This window comes from Maribrevibacterium harenarium (assembly GCF_006385675.1).
Lineage (GTDB): Bacteria > Pseudomonadota > Gammaproteobacteria > Pseudomonadales > Marinomonadaceae > Marinomonas > Marinomonas harenarium.
This window is the reverse complement of the sequence record NZ_VFRR01000002.1, coordinates 129872-144230: the sequence shown is the minus strand read 5'-3', so window position 1 is coordinate 144230 and position 14359 is coordinate 129872. Positions and strand designations below refer to the sequence as shown.

General features: G+C 49.9%; 16 protein-coding genes. 6 read left to right on the top strand and 10 right to left on the bottom strand.

The window, feature by feature from the left end:
* Positions 1-13: 13 nt before the first annotated feature.
* The 6 genes from FJM67_RS01935 to FJM67_RS01910 form a co-directional block, all read right to left on the bottom strand.
* Entirely contained in the window at positions 14-727 is a 714-nt protein-coding gene (locus tag FJM67_RS01935) for a glutamine amidotransferase-related protein (protein ID WP_235889960.1), read from the bottom strand.
* Between the two features lie 12 nt (positions 728-739).
* Entirely contained in the window at positions 740-1555 is an 816-nt protein-coding gene (locus FJM67_RS01930; protein ID WP_140586991.1) for an ABC transporter permease subunit, read from the bottom strand.
* A complete protein-coding gene (locus FJM67_RS01925; RefSeq protein ID WP_140587059.1) occupies positions 1555-2490 on the bottom strand; it encodes an ABC transporter permease subunit in 936 nt (311 codons plus the stop codon). The genes FJM67_RS01930 and FJM67_RS01925 overlap by 1 nt, the downstream gene beginning before the upstream one ends.
* Positions 2490-3641 (bottom strand): ABC transporter ATP-binding protein, encoded by a 1152-nt coding sequence (locus FJM67_RS01920; RefSeq protein ID WP_140586990.1) that lies wholly within the window; start codon positions 3639-3641, stop codon positions 2490-2492. The genes FJM67_RS01925 and FJM67_RS01920 overlap by 1 nt, the downstream gene beginning before the upstream one ends.
* A gap of 78 nt (positions 3642-3719) precedes the next feature.
* Positions 3720-4808 carry a polyamine ABC transporter substrate-binding protein gene (locus FJM67_RS01915; RefSeq protein ID WP_140586989.1) on the bottom strand — a complete coding sequence of 363 codons (1089 nt, stop codon included), beginning with the start codon at positions 4806-4808 and terminating at the stop codon, positions 3720-3722.
* An 87-nt stretch (positions 4809-4895) separates the two neighbouring features.
* On the bottom strand, positions 4896-6236 hold the full coding sequence (locus FJM67_RS01910; RefSeq protein ID WP_140586988.1) for a glutamine synthetase family protein: 1341 nt from the start codon (positions 6234-6236) through the stop codon (positions 4896-4898).
* Between the two features lie 251 nt (positions 6237-6487).
* Here FJM67_RS01910 and FJM67_RS01905 point away from each other — a divergent pair, with 251 nt between their 5' ends.
* From FJM67_RS01905 to FJM67_RS01895, 3 genes are all read left to right on the top strand, one after another.
* Positions 6488-7279: a helix-turn-helix domain-containing protein gene (locus FJM67_RS01905; protein ID WP_140586987.1), complete on the top strand. Its 792-nt coding sequence runs from the start codon at positions 6488-6490 to the stop codon at positions 7277-7279.
* Between the two features lie 116 nt (positions 7280-7395).
* Positions 7396-7668 (top strand): CopG family ribbon-helix-helix protein, encoded by a 273-nt coding sequence (locus FJM67_RS01900; RefSeq protein WP_140586986.1) that lies wholly within the window; start codon positions 7396-7398, stop codon positions 7666-7668.
* Positions 7665-7946 carry a type II toxin-antitoxin system RelE/ParE family toxin gene (locus FJM67_RS01895; RefSeq protein ID WP_140586985.1) on the top strand — a complete coding sequence of 94 codons (282 nt, stop codon included), beginning with the start codon at positions 7665-7667 and terminating at the stop codon, positions 7944-7946. Before FJM67_RS01900 ends, FJM67_RS01895 begins: the two co-directional genes overlap by 4 nt.
* 89 nt (positions 7947-8035) lie before the next feature.
* Here FJM67_RS01895 and FJM67_RS01890 read toward each other — a convergent pair whose 3' ends face one another.
* On the bottom strand, positions 8036-8380 hold the full coding sequence (locus FJM67_RS01890) for a cupin domain-containing protein (protein ID WP_140586984.1): 345 nt from the start codon (positions 8378-8380) through the stop codon (positions 8036-8038).
* 151 nt (positions 8381-8531) lie between these two features.
* Entirely contained in the window at positions 8532-9152 is a 621-nt protein-coding gene (locus FJM67_RS01885; protein WP_181161403.1) for a LysE family translocator, read from the bottom strand.
* Between the two features lie 95 nt (positions 9153-9247).
* On the opposite strand from FJM67_RS01885, the gene FJM67_RS01880 reads away from it, so the two are divergent.
* From FJM67_RS01880 to FJM67_RS01870, 3 genes are all read left to right on the top strand, one after another.
* Positions 9248-10210: a GlxA family transcriptional regulator gene (locus FJM67_RS01880; protein ID WP_140586982.1), complete on the top strand. Its 963-nt coding sequence runs from the start codon at positions 9248-9250 to the stop codon at positions 10208-10210.
* 93 nt (positions 10211-10303) lie between these two features.
* Positions 10304-10954 (top strand): thiopurine S-methyltransferase, encoded by a 651-nt coding sequence (tmpT, locus tag FJM67_RS01875; RefSeq protein WP_140586981.1) that lies wholly within the window; start codon positions 10304-10306, stop codon positions 10952-10954.
* Complete coding sequence (locus tag FJM67_RS01870) at positions 10955-11341, top strand: DOPA 4,5-dioxygenase family protein (protein WP_140586980.1); 387 nt, start codon at positions 10955-10957, stop codon at positions 11339-11341.
* Here FJM67_RS01870 and FJM67_RS01865 read toward each other — a convergent pair.
* Both FJM67_RS01865 and FJM67_RS01860 read right to left on the bottom strand, forming a co-directional pair.
* Positions 11330-12616, bottom strand: coding sequence for an NAD(P)/FAD-dependent oxidoreductase (locus FJM67_RS01865; RefSeq protein ID WP_140586979.1), 1287 nt, complete (start codon positions 12614-12616; stop codon positions 11330-11332). The genes FJM67_RS01870 and FJM67_RS01865 overlap by 12 nt on opposite strands.
* A gap of 48 nt (positions 12617-12664) precedes the next feature.
* Positions 12665-14155, bottom strand: coding sequence for an aldehyde dehydrogenase (locus FJM67_RS01860; protein ID WP_140586978.1), 1491 nt, complete (start codon positions 14153-14155; stop codon positions 12665-12667).
* Positions 14156-14359 lie beyond the last annotated feature (204 nt).

Sequence of the window (14359 nt, the reverse complement as noted above, 5' to 3'; positions counted from 1 at the left end):
CTAGCTGAAGATATCAGTGAGTGCCTTTCAGAAACTGCGCAATCCACGCCATGAGCTGCGGTGAATCAATGCTGTTTTCCACTAGAGACTGTTGCGCTTTGGCGACAATGTCATCCGGTACGGTAACTCCCGCATAGAGCTGCAACAAGTCCCCTTCGTATTGCTTAGAAAACTCTGGGTGCCCTTGGAAGGTGAGGATTTTATCGGCGTAAACCAGCCCGGCATGTTGGCAGAAAGGGCTGCTAAGGAAGGTGGTGAGCTTAGCGGGCTTTTCAACCACTTGATCCTGATGGAAGGCACACAGGGACAGGGTCTGGGTTTGCGGTAAGGTTGGGATGGTTTGCTGTACTTGGTATTGATGAACGCCAACACCCCAGCCCCCTTGGTATTTCTCTACTTTGCCGCCCAACGCCCGAGCAATGATCTGATGACCAAAGCAAATACCCACTAATACTTGGCCGTTGCGGTCGATGTCTTGAATCAGGTCACAGAGGCGCAAAATCCAATCCTCGTCACCGTAAGCATCGGCTTTGGAGCCGGTAATCAGCCAAGCATCACAGTCACTACTGGAGGCCGGAAATTCCCCCAAGCGTACATCGTAGGTGACAAACTCAAAGCTGGCCTCGTAGGCTTGCAGCTGCAAGGCAAACATTTGCGCGTAGGTTGGGTATTGGGGTTGCAACGCATCAGGGGTGACACCCGCCGCTAACAAGCCGATTTTCATCATCCGTTCTGCTCCTTAATCTTCTTGAGCAACTTGCTTCTGTTGACGGCGCATTAAAAATACCGCCGCGATCACCGCAATCATCACAATGCCGATCATCAGTGTTGCCAGTGCATTGATCTCTGGCGTCACGCCAAGACGTACTTTAGAGAAAATCACCATTGGCAACGTACTGTTCCCCGGCCCAGAGACGAAGCTCGCAATCACCAGATCATCAAGGGATAAGGTGAAGGCCAACAACCAACCGGCCAAAATAGCTGGGGCAATCAGTGGCAAAGTAATCAGGAAAAACAGGGTGACGGGCTTCGCCCCCAAGTCCATTGCCGCTTCTTCTAAGGTGTCGTCCAAGGTGGCTAAACGGGACTGCACCACCACTGCCACATAGGCCAAACAGAAAGTGGTATGGGCAATTACGATGGTGGTTAAGCCACGTCCTGCCGGCCAGCCAAACATATTTTCCATGGCAACGAATAGCAACAACAGGGATAAACCCGTGATGACCTCCGGCATGACTAGAGGGGCTGTCACCCAGCCCGCCAACATGGTTTTGCCGCGAAAGCGCCCGAAGCGACTTAATACAAAACCGGCCAACGTCCCCAAAACTGCGGCCAACGTCGCCGAAATAAAGGCAATCTTGAGACTTACCCAAGCTGCCGACATGATTTGCTCGTTTTGGAATAACTCCACATACCATTTGATCGACCAGCCTCCCCAAACGGTCACCAGTTTGGATTCGTTAAAGCTGTAGATGATCAAGGCAATGATGGGGGCGTATAAAAATACAAATCCGGCCCCGGCGCTAAGCCGCAATGTCCAAGAGGTACCTTTCATTACATGGCCTCCTTATTGCGGCTGCGCATAAACATAATCGGGCCAACCAACACGATCAGCATGATAATCGCCACCGATGATGCCAACGGCCAATCCCGGTTGAGGAAGAATTCATCCCACAACACGCGACCTATCATTAGGGTATCAGAGGCTCCAAGCAGCGCCGGTATCACGAACTCACCCACGGCCGGGATAAATACCAACAAGCAGCCAGCGATAATCCCTGGCACAGCTAGAGGCAGTGTAACTAAGAAGAACGACTGATAGGGCTTGGCACCTAGGTCTTGAGCGGCCTCAATTAGGCTCAAGTCCATTTTTTCCAATGTGGTGTATAGGGGCAAAATCATAAATGGCAGATAGGTGTACACAATGCCGAGATACACTGCAAAATCGGTCTGTAGAATCTGCAACGGTTGATCAATCACACCCAGCGCCATCAGCACTTCATTCACCGGGCCATTTTTCTTTAGCAGCGCCATCCAGGCATAAACACGCAGTAGGAACGACGTCCAGAACGGCAAAATCACCAGTGCCAGTAGCAGTGTACGCATCGTCGATTGACTTTTGGCGATCAAATAGGCCATCGGAAAGCCAACAACGAGCGTAATCAAGGTTGATATCGCAGCGATCTTGATAGAGCTTAAATACGCATCCAAGTAAAAGCGTGATTCAAACAAAAACAGATAATTGCCAAAGTTGATACGCAAGGTGCCAAACGCATTGTCGCCATCCCACTCCCATAATGGGGAGTAGGGCGGCACCGCTATAGCTGCCTCCGCTAAGGAGATTTTGAACACCACCAAAAATGGAATAAAGAAAAATGCCGCTAACCATAGCATGGGGATCAAGATCACGGCGGTGCGCCCGAGACGCAGTTCGCCGAAGCGACTCAGCAACGAACGACGAGGCTGGACGATGGATTCGTTAGCCCCCATCATGACGTGAGTACCACACAGCTGTAGGCATCCCAAGCAAGATAGACCTGCTCATCCCACATAATGCGGTTACTGGTATCCCGCGACATATTCGGCTGGGTAACACGCACTTCTTGGCCAGAGTTCAAGCGAATACGGAAAATAGACTGGCTGCCCATATAAGCAATATCCAGCACCATACCTTTGGCAAGGTTGGTAGTTTGCTCTGGAGCTTCACGACTTAAACGAATTTTCTCGGGGCGAATCGCGACGGCTACTTCTTGGTTTGGTGCACAGCTAATACCATGACCAATCTCTACCAAGCCTTCGATGGCATCACATTGAATCGTTACCCGGTCAATTTCGTCCTCCATGACCACCCCATCAAATAGGTTCACGTTACCGATGAACTGGGCCACAAAGCGACTGTTAGGGTATTCATAAACATCATGGGGCTCGGCGGTTTGGACAATGATGCCTTGGTTCATTACCCCGATACGGGTCGCTAGGGTCATAGCTTCTTCTTGGTCATGGGTCACCACCATAAAGGTAATGCCTAGCTCTTCTTGCAAACGCATCAATTCAAACTGGGTCTCTTCCCGCAGTTTTTTGTCCAACGCGCCAAGGGGTTCGTCCAATAACAACAGCTTCGGCTGTTTCACCACCGCTCGGGCAAGGGCCACCCGCTGACGTTGACCACCAGACAGCTGATTAGGTTTGCGGCGCGCCAAATGACCCAGCTGCACCATGTCTAAAATACCACTCACACGGCGTTTTAATTCGGCGCCTTTGACCCCTTCTCGGCGCAAACCAAAGGCAACGTTATCTTCGACTGTTAAGTGGGGAAACAGGGCATAACTTTGGAACATCATATTAACCGGACGTTCCCAGGGCGGAATATGGGACATATCCACCCCGTCAATTAGAATCCGCCCAGAAGTTGGGGTTTCGAACCCAGCAAGCATACGTAACAGGGTACTTTTGCCGGAGCCAGAGCCGCCCAGCAAACAGAATAATTCGTTTTCGTAAATATCTAGGGAAACCGCATCAACCGCGCGAAAGTCACCAAACTGTTTGGTAATTTCTTCGATTTGAACCAGTGGCTTGGCGTCTTTTTGGCGCCAACTTGGCAATGCGAGGGAAGCGTCTTGTGCAGTAGTGGTGTCCGTCATGCCCCAACCTTAGCAAAAAATGTTACGTGGAGCTGACGAAGCATAACACTCCGCCAGCTCATACCCAAATCCGGTCTGTTAACGACCAGTCTTGATGTTTGTCCAAGCACGGGTAAGTGAACGGTCAAAACGGGCAGTATGTGCCACTTGCACGTAAAGTTTCTCTTTTACTTCCTGCGTTGGGTAAACCCCTTTGTTTTCAGCCACTTCTGGGTCTAATAAAGGCTCAGCAGCAGTATTTGGCACAGCGTACCAAACATAGTTAGAGATAGCGGCAGCGATTTCTGGCTTCAAGATGAAGTCGATGAACTTGTGAGCTGCCTCTGGATGAGGTGCATCCGCTGGAATACCCATCAAGTCAAACCAAACTAGAGTACCTTCGTTTGGAATCACGTAACGAATATCAACGCCGTTATCTGCTTCTTCCGCACGGGCCTGAGATTGCAAAATATCGCCGTTGTAGCCAACTGCAACACACACATCACCATTGGCAAGATCGCCAATGTACTGGCTAGAGTGGAAGTATTTGATGTTGTCGCGGGTGCCCTTAAGCAGCTCAGCTGACGCTTCTAATACTTTGGTATCTTCCGAGTTCGGATCTTGGCCAAGGTAGTTGTTCACCACTGACATGACTTCCGCTGGTGAGTCTAAAACCGCAATACCACAATCTTTCAGCTTGGCTGCGATTTCTGGCTTGAATAGCAGATCCCAAGAATCCACATCGGCTGTGCCTAGACGCTCTTCGATCATCTTAGTATTGTAACCGATGCCAATGGTGCCCCAAGCGTACGGTACGTTGTGTTGGTTACCTGCATCATGCAAGGCAATTTGCGATGCCAAGGTGGCATCCACATTCCCAATATTGGCTAACTTGCTCTTATCGATCTTCTGGAATACGCCCGCTTTTACCTGACGTTCAAAGAAGGAGTTCGATGGCATCACCACATCGTAGCCAGAACCACCCGCCATTAACTTAGCTTCCAAGGCTTCGTTCGAATCGTAGACATCGTAGTTCACCTTAATACCCGTCTCGGCAGTGAACTGCTCTAGGGCACCTTCGGAAATATAATCCGACCAGTTGTATACGTTTACTACGTCTTCCGCCGCAGCTAAAGAAGACCATCCAAAAACACCGGCAACACACAAACTCAAAGCAGTACGTTTCATTTAAGGGCTCTCCTAGAGGCACCACCTCAGTGGCAAATCAATAGTTGCGATTTGTATACTGAGATGGGGTTTCGGTAAACAATTTTTTTATAAATACGCTTCATACTCCACATCAGAAATACGACCGTAAATTTTCTGTTGTTCTTGCAGTTTCGCCGCGCCAAACACGCGCACAAACTCTGGGCCTAAATACTCATTCAAAAAGCCACTTTCCAAGAAGCTTTCCGTCGCTAATTCCCAACGATTTGGTAGCGGTTCGTAATCCTCAGCAGCCGCATAAGCATCCCCAGTAATCGGCTCTGGTGGCGTCAATTCGGCTTCTAATCCATGCAAAGCAGCTGCCAATACTACGGCTAAAACCAGATAAGGGTTTGCATCTGCACCAGCGACTCGATGTTCAATACGACGAGCGTCTTCGTCACTTTCTGGAATACGTACCGCAACCGTGCGGTTTTCATAGCCCCAGCTGGCATAAGTCGGTGCGTGGGCACCATTTTGGAAACGACGGTAAGAGTTCATATGGGGCGCAAACACCAACATACAATCCGCCATATGGGCCAACAAGCCAGCCACAGCATTTTGTAATAAAGAGGAGCCTTCATCGGTGCCATCGTTGAAAACGTTATTGCCTTGCTCATCGAGCAATGAGAAATGCACATGGAAGCCGCTGCCACTCTTTCTCGGATAAGGCTTCGCCATAAAGGTAGCGCCGAAGTCGTGGCGCCGGGCAACTCCTTTGATCAAGCGCTTAAACATGATGGCATGATCCGCTGCTTCGACCGCATTAGCGGTGTGCTTCATGTTGATTTCAAACTGACCGGGACCTAATTCCGAAACGATAGTATCTGCCGGGATGCCCTGAACCTCACAGTCTTTACGCACTTCGGCAAAGAAGCTTTCTAGACCATCCATTTCTTCGATGGAATAACAGTCCGTCATACTCAGGCGGCGACCATTACCCTCGTTGACGACCGGCTGAGTTGGACGGCGCTTGGCTTCTGATTCCCCGTCTAACAGGTAAAATTCCAACTCCGTAGCGACAACCGGCGTCCAACCTTTCTCTTTATAGCGGGCGACAATACTGCACAGAAGTTGGCGCGGATCTGGGTAAAACGGTGAACCATCGGTGGCGTCATACATCATCGCCAATAGCTGCGCCCGTGGGGTTTCTGCCCAAGGCACGGGGATCGGCGCGCTGTGTACCGGGAAGCAAATACCGTCGCTATCACCGGTTTCAAAGACCAACCCGTTGTCGAGTACGTCGTCCCCCCAGTTATCGAAACCAATTACCGAACGAGGCAGTTTAACCCCTTCTTCCATAACATGTTTCAGGCCACTGGCTGGGATACGTTTACCCCGCAAATTACCGTTTAAATCCGTGATGAATAAATCAAATTCTGTATTGTGTTGTGTTAATGCGTCCGACATAAAAATGCCCCTTTCACTGTGGGTTGCTCCCACCGAGCTGCACATGGGGCTACCATGTGTCTAACAAAAAACGTGCGAGAATGATGTGGTCGATTGACTGAATTGAGCACCACATACCAGCGGTTTGCTGTATGCACTTCTAAATATATATACGCTAACCGTCAAAAAAGCGAAACATTATTCGGTTCTTGTGGTACAAACAATGCAAGCTATAAGCCAACTTAGCGCCATTACGGGGAAAGGAGTAGGGTGTGGCAACCATCACAACAACAGAATTGCAGGACTTAGCAACGCTAACCCGCCAAATCACGGAGCTCAGTTTTCTAGGAGCCTTAGAAACGGTACTGGCAACTTGGTGCGACTTCGACACCATAGTAGTAGTGATTTACCGGCCTCGAAAACGCCCCATTTTGTTGCACCCTCAAGACCCAGCGGAGCAAAGTAGCACCTTACGCTTCTATCTTGCCCATGCTTATGTCTTGGACCCTATTTTTAACGCTATCGAAACTGGCACCTGCCAAGGGGTATACCGACTCGCCCAACTAGCGCCAGACCAGTTTGAACAAACCGAGTACTACCAAACCTGTTACCGAGACTTTGGCTTAGTGGAGGAGACCAATCTCTTAATCCCCTTGTCATCTACAGAAACCTGCGCCATTTCCCTAGGGCGCAACCAAGTCAGTGGCCCAATCCGTCAGCGAGAGCTAAACCAATTGAAACGCTTCTTCGTCATGCTAGAAGCCCTAGTACAGCAGTTTTGGCAACTGCAAGGACAGAGATGGACTGGGGAGAAAACGCAAGAAGACAATTTGGAAGCCATGGGACAAGCATTGGATAGCTTCGCCGCCGACCGCCTCACCGAGCGCGAACGGGAAATCGTCGGGCTGCTACTGCGCGGCTTTTCCTCCAAAGCGATCGCCAATGACCTAGGTATCAGCGCCGAGACCGTAAAAGTACACCGCAAAAACATCCATACCCGCCTCGGCACCTCCTCCCAAGCGGATATCTTCAACCTGTTCTTGCAACACTTACAACATAAGTGACAGATCTCTTGTCTTAATCTCAGCATCAGGCTCCTTGCTGAGAGCCCCAAATTGCTATTCAGACCCTAGCTAACTACAATGTAATACATTGTTTTTTTCAATTTTGGGGTGTTGTTATGGGTGTTACAACTGTTCGCTTACAAGCTGATATTGAACAGCAGTTAGAGGCAATCGCAAGCAGGCTACAGCGCAGCAAAGGTTGGGTTATCAGCCAAGCTCTAGCAGAATATATCGACAAACAGGAGTTAGAGCAGGAACGCTGGAGGCAAACCTTGGACGCAATGGAATCAGCAGCTAACGGCAAGCTAGTGGATGCCATTGAGGTACACGATTGGTTAAATAGCTGGGGCTCGGAAAAAGAACTGGATGCTCCGAGGTCTAATAAGTGAAGCTCATCTATACCGCTGACGCTATTGAAGATTTACAGCGCTTGAGAGAGTTTATTGCAGTTCACAATCCAATATCAGCGAAAAGAATAGCGACAGAACTAGTTACTCGCATCGAACTGTTGTTGGACTTCCCTCAAATGGGCACTCCGGTTCAAATGTCACCAGTACCGGATGAAATTCGTGATATTGTTTTTGGTAAATATATTGTTCGTTATTCTCTGCATTGCAAGACCATCATTATCCTTAGGGTATGGCATGGACTTGAAAATCAACGATAGCAACAAAAAAAGCTGGCTACCGCGAATATACGGCCGCCAGCTTTTACTACTTGATACCTACCCCCTGTAATCGAGGGATAAGCTAAAAATTAAGCAAATACAAAGTACTTACGAACGGTTTCAACCACTTCCCAAGTCCCTTTCATACCTGGTTCGATAACGAATACATCGCCACCTTTTAGGTGTTTTGGCTCTTCGCCTTCTGGGGTGATGATGCAGTATCCTTCCAAGAAGTGGCAGAATTCCCACTTGTCGTAGTTCACTTCAAATTTTCCTGGGGTGCAGATCCAAGTCCCCATGATTTTGCTGCCATCAGCAGATTGGTAAGCGTTTAGGTTCACCGTGTGTGGCTCGCCGCCGATACGGGTCCATTTGGTCGCATCTACCACTGGAGTAGGGCAAGTTTCACGCAAAACGGTAATAAAATCAGACATGTTTGTCGCTCCGATATCAATGATGGAAATCCTCAGCGATTCTATGGGGGAGCGAGCCCCATGGGTTGTCAGATGCCGACGGGATCGTGAGAGCAGACGACGACACAGTCGATTCATTTCAGACTGACACATGGATCTGGCAACTAAACCGCTAAGTGGTTAGCAAAATCATCGCAAAGATAGTGAAGATCACGGCACTGAGCCGATCAATCAGTGCCATATGCTTTTGTAAATAACGCTGGGCGCGGGCGCCAAGCCATACCAACAGCAATTCGGCGATGGCTTCCACCAGTGCAAAAGTGGCAATCACGATGACAATATCCCATGCGTCGAGTTGCTCCACTAGCAAGATGGAGGGAATAAAAGCCAACCAAAACAACACGACTTTAGGGTTTGAAAAAGCAATCAAAAAACCACGCACCAGAGTGGATGCCTGCTTCTTGGTATTGTGCCACTGGTTTATACCCGTTGCTGGCTCATTATGGAATTTGGCATGGCGCCAGAGGCTTACTGCCAGCCAGAGTAGGTAAATGGCACCTGCTATCTTTAGCCCCAAGATAAACCAAGGCAGGGTGGCGACCAGTGCGGTTAAACCAACCAATGCGATAAAAATCAAACTAGCGAAACCTGTCGCACTACCGATAACGGCGCGTACACCGGCCCGATGCCCATATCGAATAGAGGTGCTCAAGGCATAGGTAGAGCTAGGGCCTGGGCTCACCGCCAAGGCGACGCAAGTAGCGAATAGAGCCAACCAATGTTCAAAATCCATTATCATACCCCAACAAAAAGATGGCTCTATGCTAGTGTCTTTGGGTGAAACTCTTGATAGCCTAAGTAGACATTTTTAGCCTGTATTTAGACATCATGACGACACCGCATTTTGTTTTACTCTTGCTCCCCGAAGTGACGTTACTGCCTTATGCAGGCTTTACCGACAAACTTCGTTTCAGTGCCGACGATGATGACCGCAGCCGCCAGCGCTATTGCACATGGCACTCCTGCAAGCTACTCGATGAACCACTCTATGCCAGTAGCGGGGCTTGTATTGATATTCCAGTGCTAACCCCAGACCTAGATCTAAGTCAGGCTGATTTTGTCGTGCTGTTTGGTGGCCGTACCAGTGAGTCCGCCCTGACAGTCGCCCCTAAGCTGCTGCCTGTATTACAACCGTTAATCCACCGCAACACCCATGTGGTTGCCATCGACAATGCGGTTTTTACGCTGGCCGCTTGCGGCTTCTTAACAGGGAAGCGGGCGATGCTACATTGGCGTCATCAAACACAGCTCAAGCAATTGTTTCCCAAAGTACAGGTGCAGGAGCAGGGACTATTTGTTACCGATGGCAATATCACCACAGCCTGTGGCGGTACGGGAGCAATTGAGCTGGCGGAATATTTACTGGCGCACACTATGAACCCCATGCAAGCCAGCAAAGGTTTGGCGGATATGATGGTATCGGAGCGCCGTAATCCATTGGAATTTACCCCGTGGCAGCAACAGTCCAGCGTAACCGACCGCCATGTTTATCGGGCGCTCATTTTGCTAAGTGAGGGGCTTGGCCACAGTTTGGATATGGAGTTAGTGAGTCGCCGTATCGGCATCAGTCGCCGGCAGTTAGATAGAAAATTTCTCCAGCAATTCCAGCTTACCGCCTCGGCCTATTTCCAGAAAATGCGACTTGAACGGGCTGCTTGGCTACTACATCACAGCACTGGAACGTTAGAGCAAGTGGCAAATACTGTTGGTTATCAAAATCTCGGTCACTTCCGAAGCCAATTTAAGCGATGCTTTGGTCATTCACCGAGAGCATATCGCGAAAACCAATAGTAGCCAGCAGAGATTGCAGCCCACATCCATTAGCAAACCCTTTATAATGGAATAAAACCGCCCCCTAAGAATAAAGACAACAGAGGATTCCTTGTGGACGCAGATTTTTGGCATAACAAATGGGAAAACAAACACATTGGCTTCCACCAAGCTGAGGTGAATGACGCCCTGAGAGAACACCTAACTACTCTTAACCTAGCACCGGGCAGCCGTGTGTTCGTTCCTTTATGCGGTAAGTCTTTGGATATGCACTGGTTGCTAGCGCAAGGCCACGGGGTGATTGGCGTTGAACTCAGCCCGATTGCTGTAACCGAGCTGTTTGAGGAATTAGGCGTGACACCGAAAATCCGCCAATGTGGTGAGCTAAACTGCTACCAATATGAGGATCTTACGGTATACCAAGGGGATTTTTTTGCTCTTACCGCGGCAGATTTGGGTCCTATCGATGCGGTTTATGACCGTGCGGCATTGGTAGCCCTACCGGAATCTTTGCGCACTCAATATACCGACCACCTGATGACTCTGACGCAAATGGCACCGCAATTATTGCTGACCTTTGAATATGATCAAGAATTAGTACAAGGCCCACCATTTTCGGTACGCGCCGATGAAGTCGCCCGCCATTATGATGCTGCCTATCACTTGCGGGAGTTGCTACGAGAAGACATCCCTGGTGGTATGCGTGGCCTCGCCGCGGCCCAAGATGTGGTCTGGTATCTACAGCCACTTACCCAAGAGGTGTAAATGTCACCATCGAAACGCCCGATAAATCAGCATGAGCTTTATCATGCGCACATTTATTTTGATGTCGATAGCCGTGATCTGGCAGCACAATTGTGCCACCAGATCCGCCAAGAGCTTGCGTTACCCGTGGGCCGCTTTCACGAAAAGCTCGTAGGGCCACACCCTCGCTGGAGCTGCCAAGTCAGCTTTACCAAAGCAGACTTTGACCACTTCATTCCTTGGTTAGAACAGCACCGCCAAGGGCTCACCGTGTTTGTTCACGGCGTCACCGGCGATTACTGGGAAGAGCACACCACCTATGCTTACTGGCTTGGGGATAGTGTACCGCTCAATTTACCCACCGATGGCTCAGGTAAAAGCGCATTTCGACCAGTATCAGATACCTAACTTGTCGCGCATACTGTAATAAGCCGCGCCAACAGCGGTATAGGGCACGCGGAACAGGCGCCCGCCGGGGAACGGGAAATGGCGCAAGGCAGCGAATACGTCAAAGCGTTCGGTATTGCCCATCAGGGCTTCACCAAGGATCTCCCCCATCAAGTGAGCATTGGTCACCCCATGACCCGAGTAACCTTGGGAGTAGTAGACGTTGTTGCCGATTTTTCCAACTTGGGGCATACGCATGAGGGTTAACAAGAAGTTACCGGTCCAAGCGTAGTCCACTTTCACATCTTTGAGGAATGGGAAGGTTTTCAACATCTTAGGTACGATAATCGACTCAATCTTGCCAGGATCACGGGCACCATAAGTGGTGCCGCCGCCATAAATTAATCGACCGTCACCCGACAAGCGGTAATAGTCTAGTAAATAGTTACAGTCTTCTACACAGGTATCTTTTGGCAACAGTTTTTGTTGTAGTTCAAGGGCTAAAGGCTCGGTGGCAATCACTTGGGTACCACAGGGCATGGCTTGACTCTCTACCTCTGGTAATAGCCCGAACACATAGGCGTTACCAGCGACCACCAGCTTCTCTGCCGTCACCGTGCCACCATTTTCTGTCACGACTTTTACTGGCGTACCATGTTCGATACGCACGACTTTAGAAGCCTCGTAAATTTTGCCGCCCTGAGCTTCCACCGCTTGAGCTTGACCCAATACCAGATTCAAAGGCTGAATGTGTCCACCAAGGGGGTCGAATAAACCACCCACATAGCGATCACTGCCAATAAAGGCCTTGATGCCGTCCTGATCCAACAGCTGTAAGCTTTGGTGTCCATTGGCTTCCCACAGGCGCTTTTTCTCTTTTAACTCATTGAATTGCTTGGTATTACAGGCTGCAAAGACGTTACCATTTTTCAAGTCGCAGTCGATGTTGTATTGCTCAATACGACGGCGTATCAGCTCCGAACCGGAGAACGCCATGGCCGCCATCTTACGGCCAATCTCGGCACCATAATGTTTGGTGATGTAGTCAATGTCCCGATTGAAGCTATTTACAATTTGCCCACCGTTGCGCCCCGACGCACCAAAACCGATGCGACTACCTTCTAGCACGATGACACTTTTACCTTGTTCCACCAAACTTAGTGCGGTGGAAATACCGGTAAAACCTGCGCCAATAATACAGACATCACAAACCGCAGCGCCACTGAATACCGGGCGCTCTGCCTTATCATTGGCAGAAGCCGCGTAGTAGGAATTTGCATGTGTCGGGAACGTCATGGTGTTACTCCTTCACCCTCGGTGGGTGGTTACTAGTTTGGGCAAGGCTTAACCCAAACGAATCCAAGTGTTTTTAATTTCCGTGTATTTTTCTAAGGCGTGCCAAGATTTATCACGGCCATTGCCGGAGGCCTTCACCCCACCAAATGGTACCGTGGTATCCCCATCCCCCCAGGTATTCACCCATACCATGCCAGTTTCTAACTGGCGGCTTACTCGGTGAGCGCGGGAGAGGTTATCCGTCCAAATACTGGCACCAAGGCCATATTTCGAATCATTGGCTAGGGCAATTGCTTGCTCTTCTGTATCGAACGTCATTACCGCCAACACTGGGCCGAAGATTTCTTCTTGCACGAAGGTCATCTCGTGGGAGGCCTCGGTGAAAATCGTTGGCTTGGCGTAGAAGCCTTTGCCTGCTTGATATTCTGGAACACCGCCCAAGGCCAGTTGTGCACCATCGGCGATAGCGCTTTCAATAAAGCGAGTGACCGTATCCAGCTGAGCTTTGTCCACTAAGGGCCCCATTTTAGTAGCAGGATCGAGCGGATCGCCAGGCACATAAGTTTTAGCGGCCTCTAGCAGTGCTGCCATAAACTCGTCTTTGATACTGCTTTGTACATATAGGCGCGAGCAAGCAATGCAGACTTCCCCTTGATTGGTGAAAATAGCCGAGGCCGCACCGCGAGCAGCGGCTTTGATATCTGCACAGTCTTCGAATACTAAACACGGGGATTTACCACCAGCTTCGAGCCAGACCCGTTTCATATTAGACTGCCCGGCGTATTGCATTAACAAGCCCGCCACACGACTAGAACCAGTGAATGCCAAGGTGCCGATGCCATGGTGCAAGGCGAGGGCTTTGCCAGCCGTATGGCCAAAGCCAGGTAACACGTTGAACACCCCATCCGGCACCCCAGCTTGGGTCGCGAGCTCTGCAATACGCAATGCACTTAGGGGGGACTTTTCCGACGGTTTCAAGATGATGCTATTACCCGCTGCCAACGCCGGAGCAATCTTCCACATCACCATCATTAGGGGGTAGTTCCAAGGGGTGATGATAGCCACCACACCCAATGGCTCCCGGGTAATCAACGCCAAATTCTTGGGGTTCGTTGGGGCGATTTCCCCATACAGCTTGTCGATGCATTCTGCAGACCAACGCAAGCAATCAATGGAATCAGGCACATCGATATTGACCATCTCGCTAATGGATTTGCCCATATCCAAGGTGTCGATTAGAGCTAATTCATCTTGATGTTGCTCCAGCAGGTCAGCCCAGTTTTGCAGGATACGTTTACGTTTACCGGGGGCCATCTGTGACCATTCACCCTTTTTGAAGCTAGCTGTGGCTGCTTTTACTGCATTATCCACATCGGCCACGTCACAGCTTGCCACTTGGGCCAGCAGACTTTCATCGGCGGGATTAATGCAAGGGAAAGTGTCACCACTAATAGCGGGGACAAATGCCCCATTGATGTAGGCTTGATTTGGGAAGGTGAGGGTATCCCGTAGGGCTTGCCACTCGGCTTTGGTTTTCATAATCGGTTCTCCGCTCGTTTCCGGCTTGGGCTCTTGGCTGTTAGAGACTGTTTCCATCAGAGGGTTGGATAAGTCAAAGGTAGTCTACTTGATAGTAGCCGACCATACCCCCGTGGGGGTATACCGTTTTTAGAGTCACAGGGTATTATCCCTCCCAATAACGACAGCCAACCACAATGTCTTGGCACCTGACTGATATTTGGA

Excerpts from the sequence above, each read along its gene's own strand:
- FJM67_RS01885 (WP_181161403.1), bottom strand. The coding sequence starts at position 9,152 with ATGGATTTTGAACATTGGTTGGCTCTATTCGCTACTTGCGTCGCCTTG.
- FJM67_RS01870 (WP_140586980.1), top strand. The coding sequence starts at position 10,955 with ATGTCACCATCGAAACGCCCGATAAATCAGCATGAGCTTTATCATGCG.
- FJM67_RS01925 (WP_140587059.1), bottom strand. The coding sequence starts at position 2,490 with ATGGGGGCTAACGAATCCATCGTCCAGCCTCGTCGTTCGTTGCTGAGT.
- FJM67_RS01860 (WP_140586978.1), bottom strand. The coding sequence starts at position 14,155 with ATGAAAACCAAAGCCGAGTGGCAAGCCCTACGGGATACCCTCACCTTC.
- FJM67_RS01865 (WP_140586979.1), bottom strand. The coding sequence starts at position 12,616 with ATGACGTTCCCGACACATGCAAATTCCTACTACGCGGCTTCTGCCAAT.
- FJM67_RS01880 (WP_140586982.1), top strand. The coding sequence starts at position 9,248 with ATGACGACACCGCATTTTGTTTTACTCTTGCTCCCCGAAGTGACGTTA.
- FJM67_RS01930 (WP_140586991.1), bottom strand. The coding sequence starts at position 1,555 with ATGAAAGGTACCTCTTGGACATTGCGGCTTAGCGCCGGGGCCGGATTT.
- FJM67_RS01890 (WP_140586984.1), bottom strand. The coding sequence starts at position 8,380 with ATGTCTGATTTTATTACCGTTTTGCGTGAAACTTGCCCTACTCCAGTG.
- FJM67_RS01935 (WP_235889960.1), bottom strand. The coding sequence starts at position 727 with ATGATGAAAATCGGCTTGTTAGCGGCGGGTGTCACCCCTGATGCGTTG.
- FJM67_RS01915 (WP_140586989.1), bottom strand. The coding sequence starts at position 4,808 with ATGAAACGTACTGCTTTGAGTTTGTGTGTTGCCGGTGTTTTTGGATGG.
- FJM67_RS01920 (WP_140586990.1), bottom strand. The coding sequence starts at position 3,641 with ATGACGGACACCACTACTGCACAAGACGCTTCCCTCGCATTGCCAAGT.
- FJM67_RS01910 (WP_140586988.1), bottom strand. The coding sequence starts at position 6,236 with ATGTCGGACGCATTAACACAACACAATACAGAATTTGATTTATTCATC.
- FJM67_RS01900 (WP_140586986.1), top strand. The coding sequence starts at position 7,396 with ATGGGTGTTACAACTGTTCGCTTACAAGCTGATATTGAACAGCAGTTA.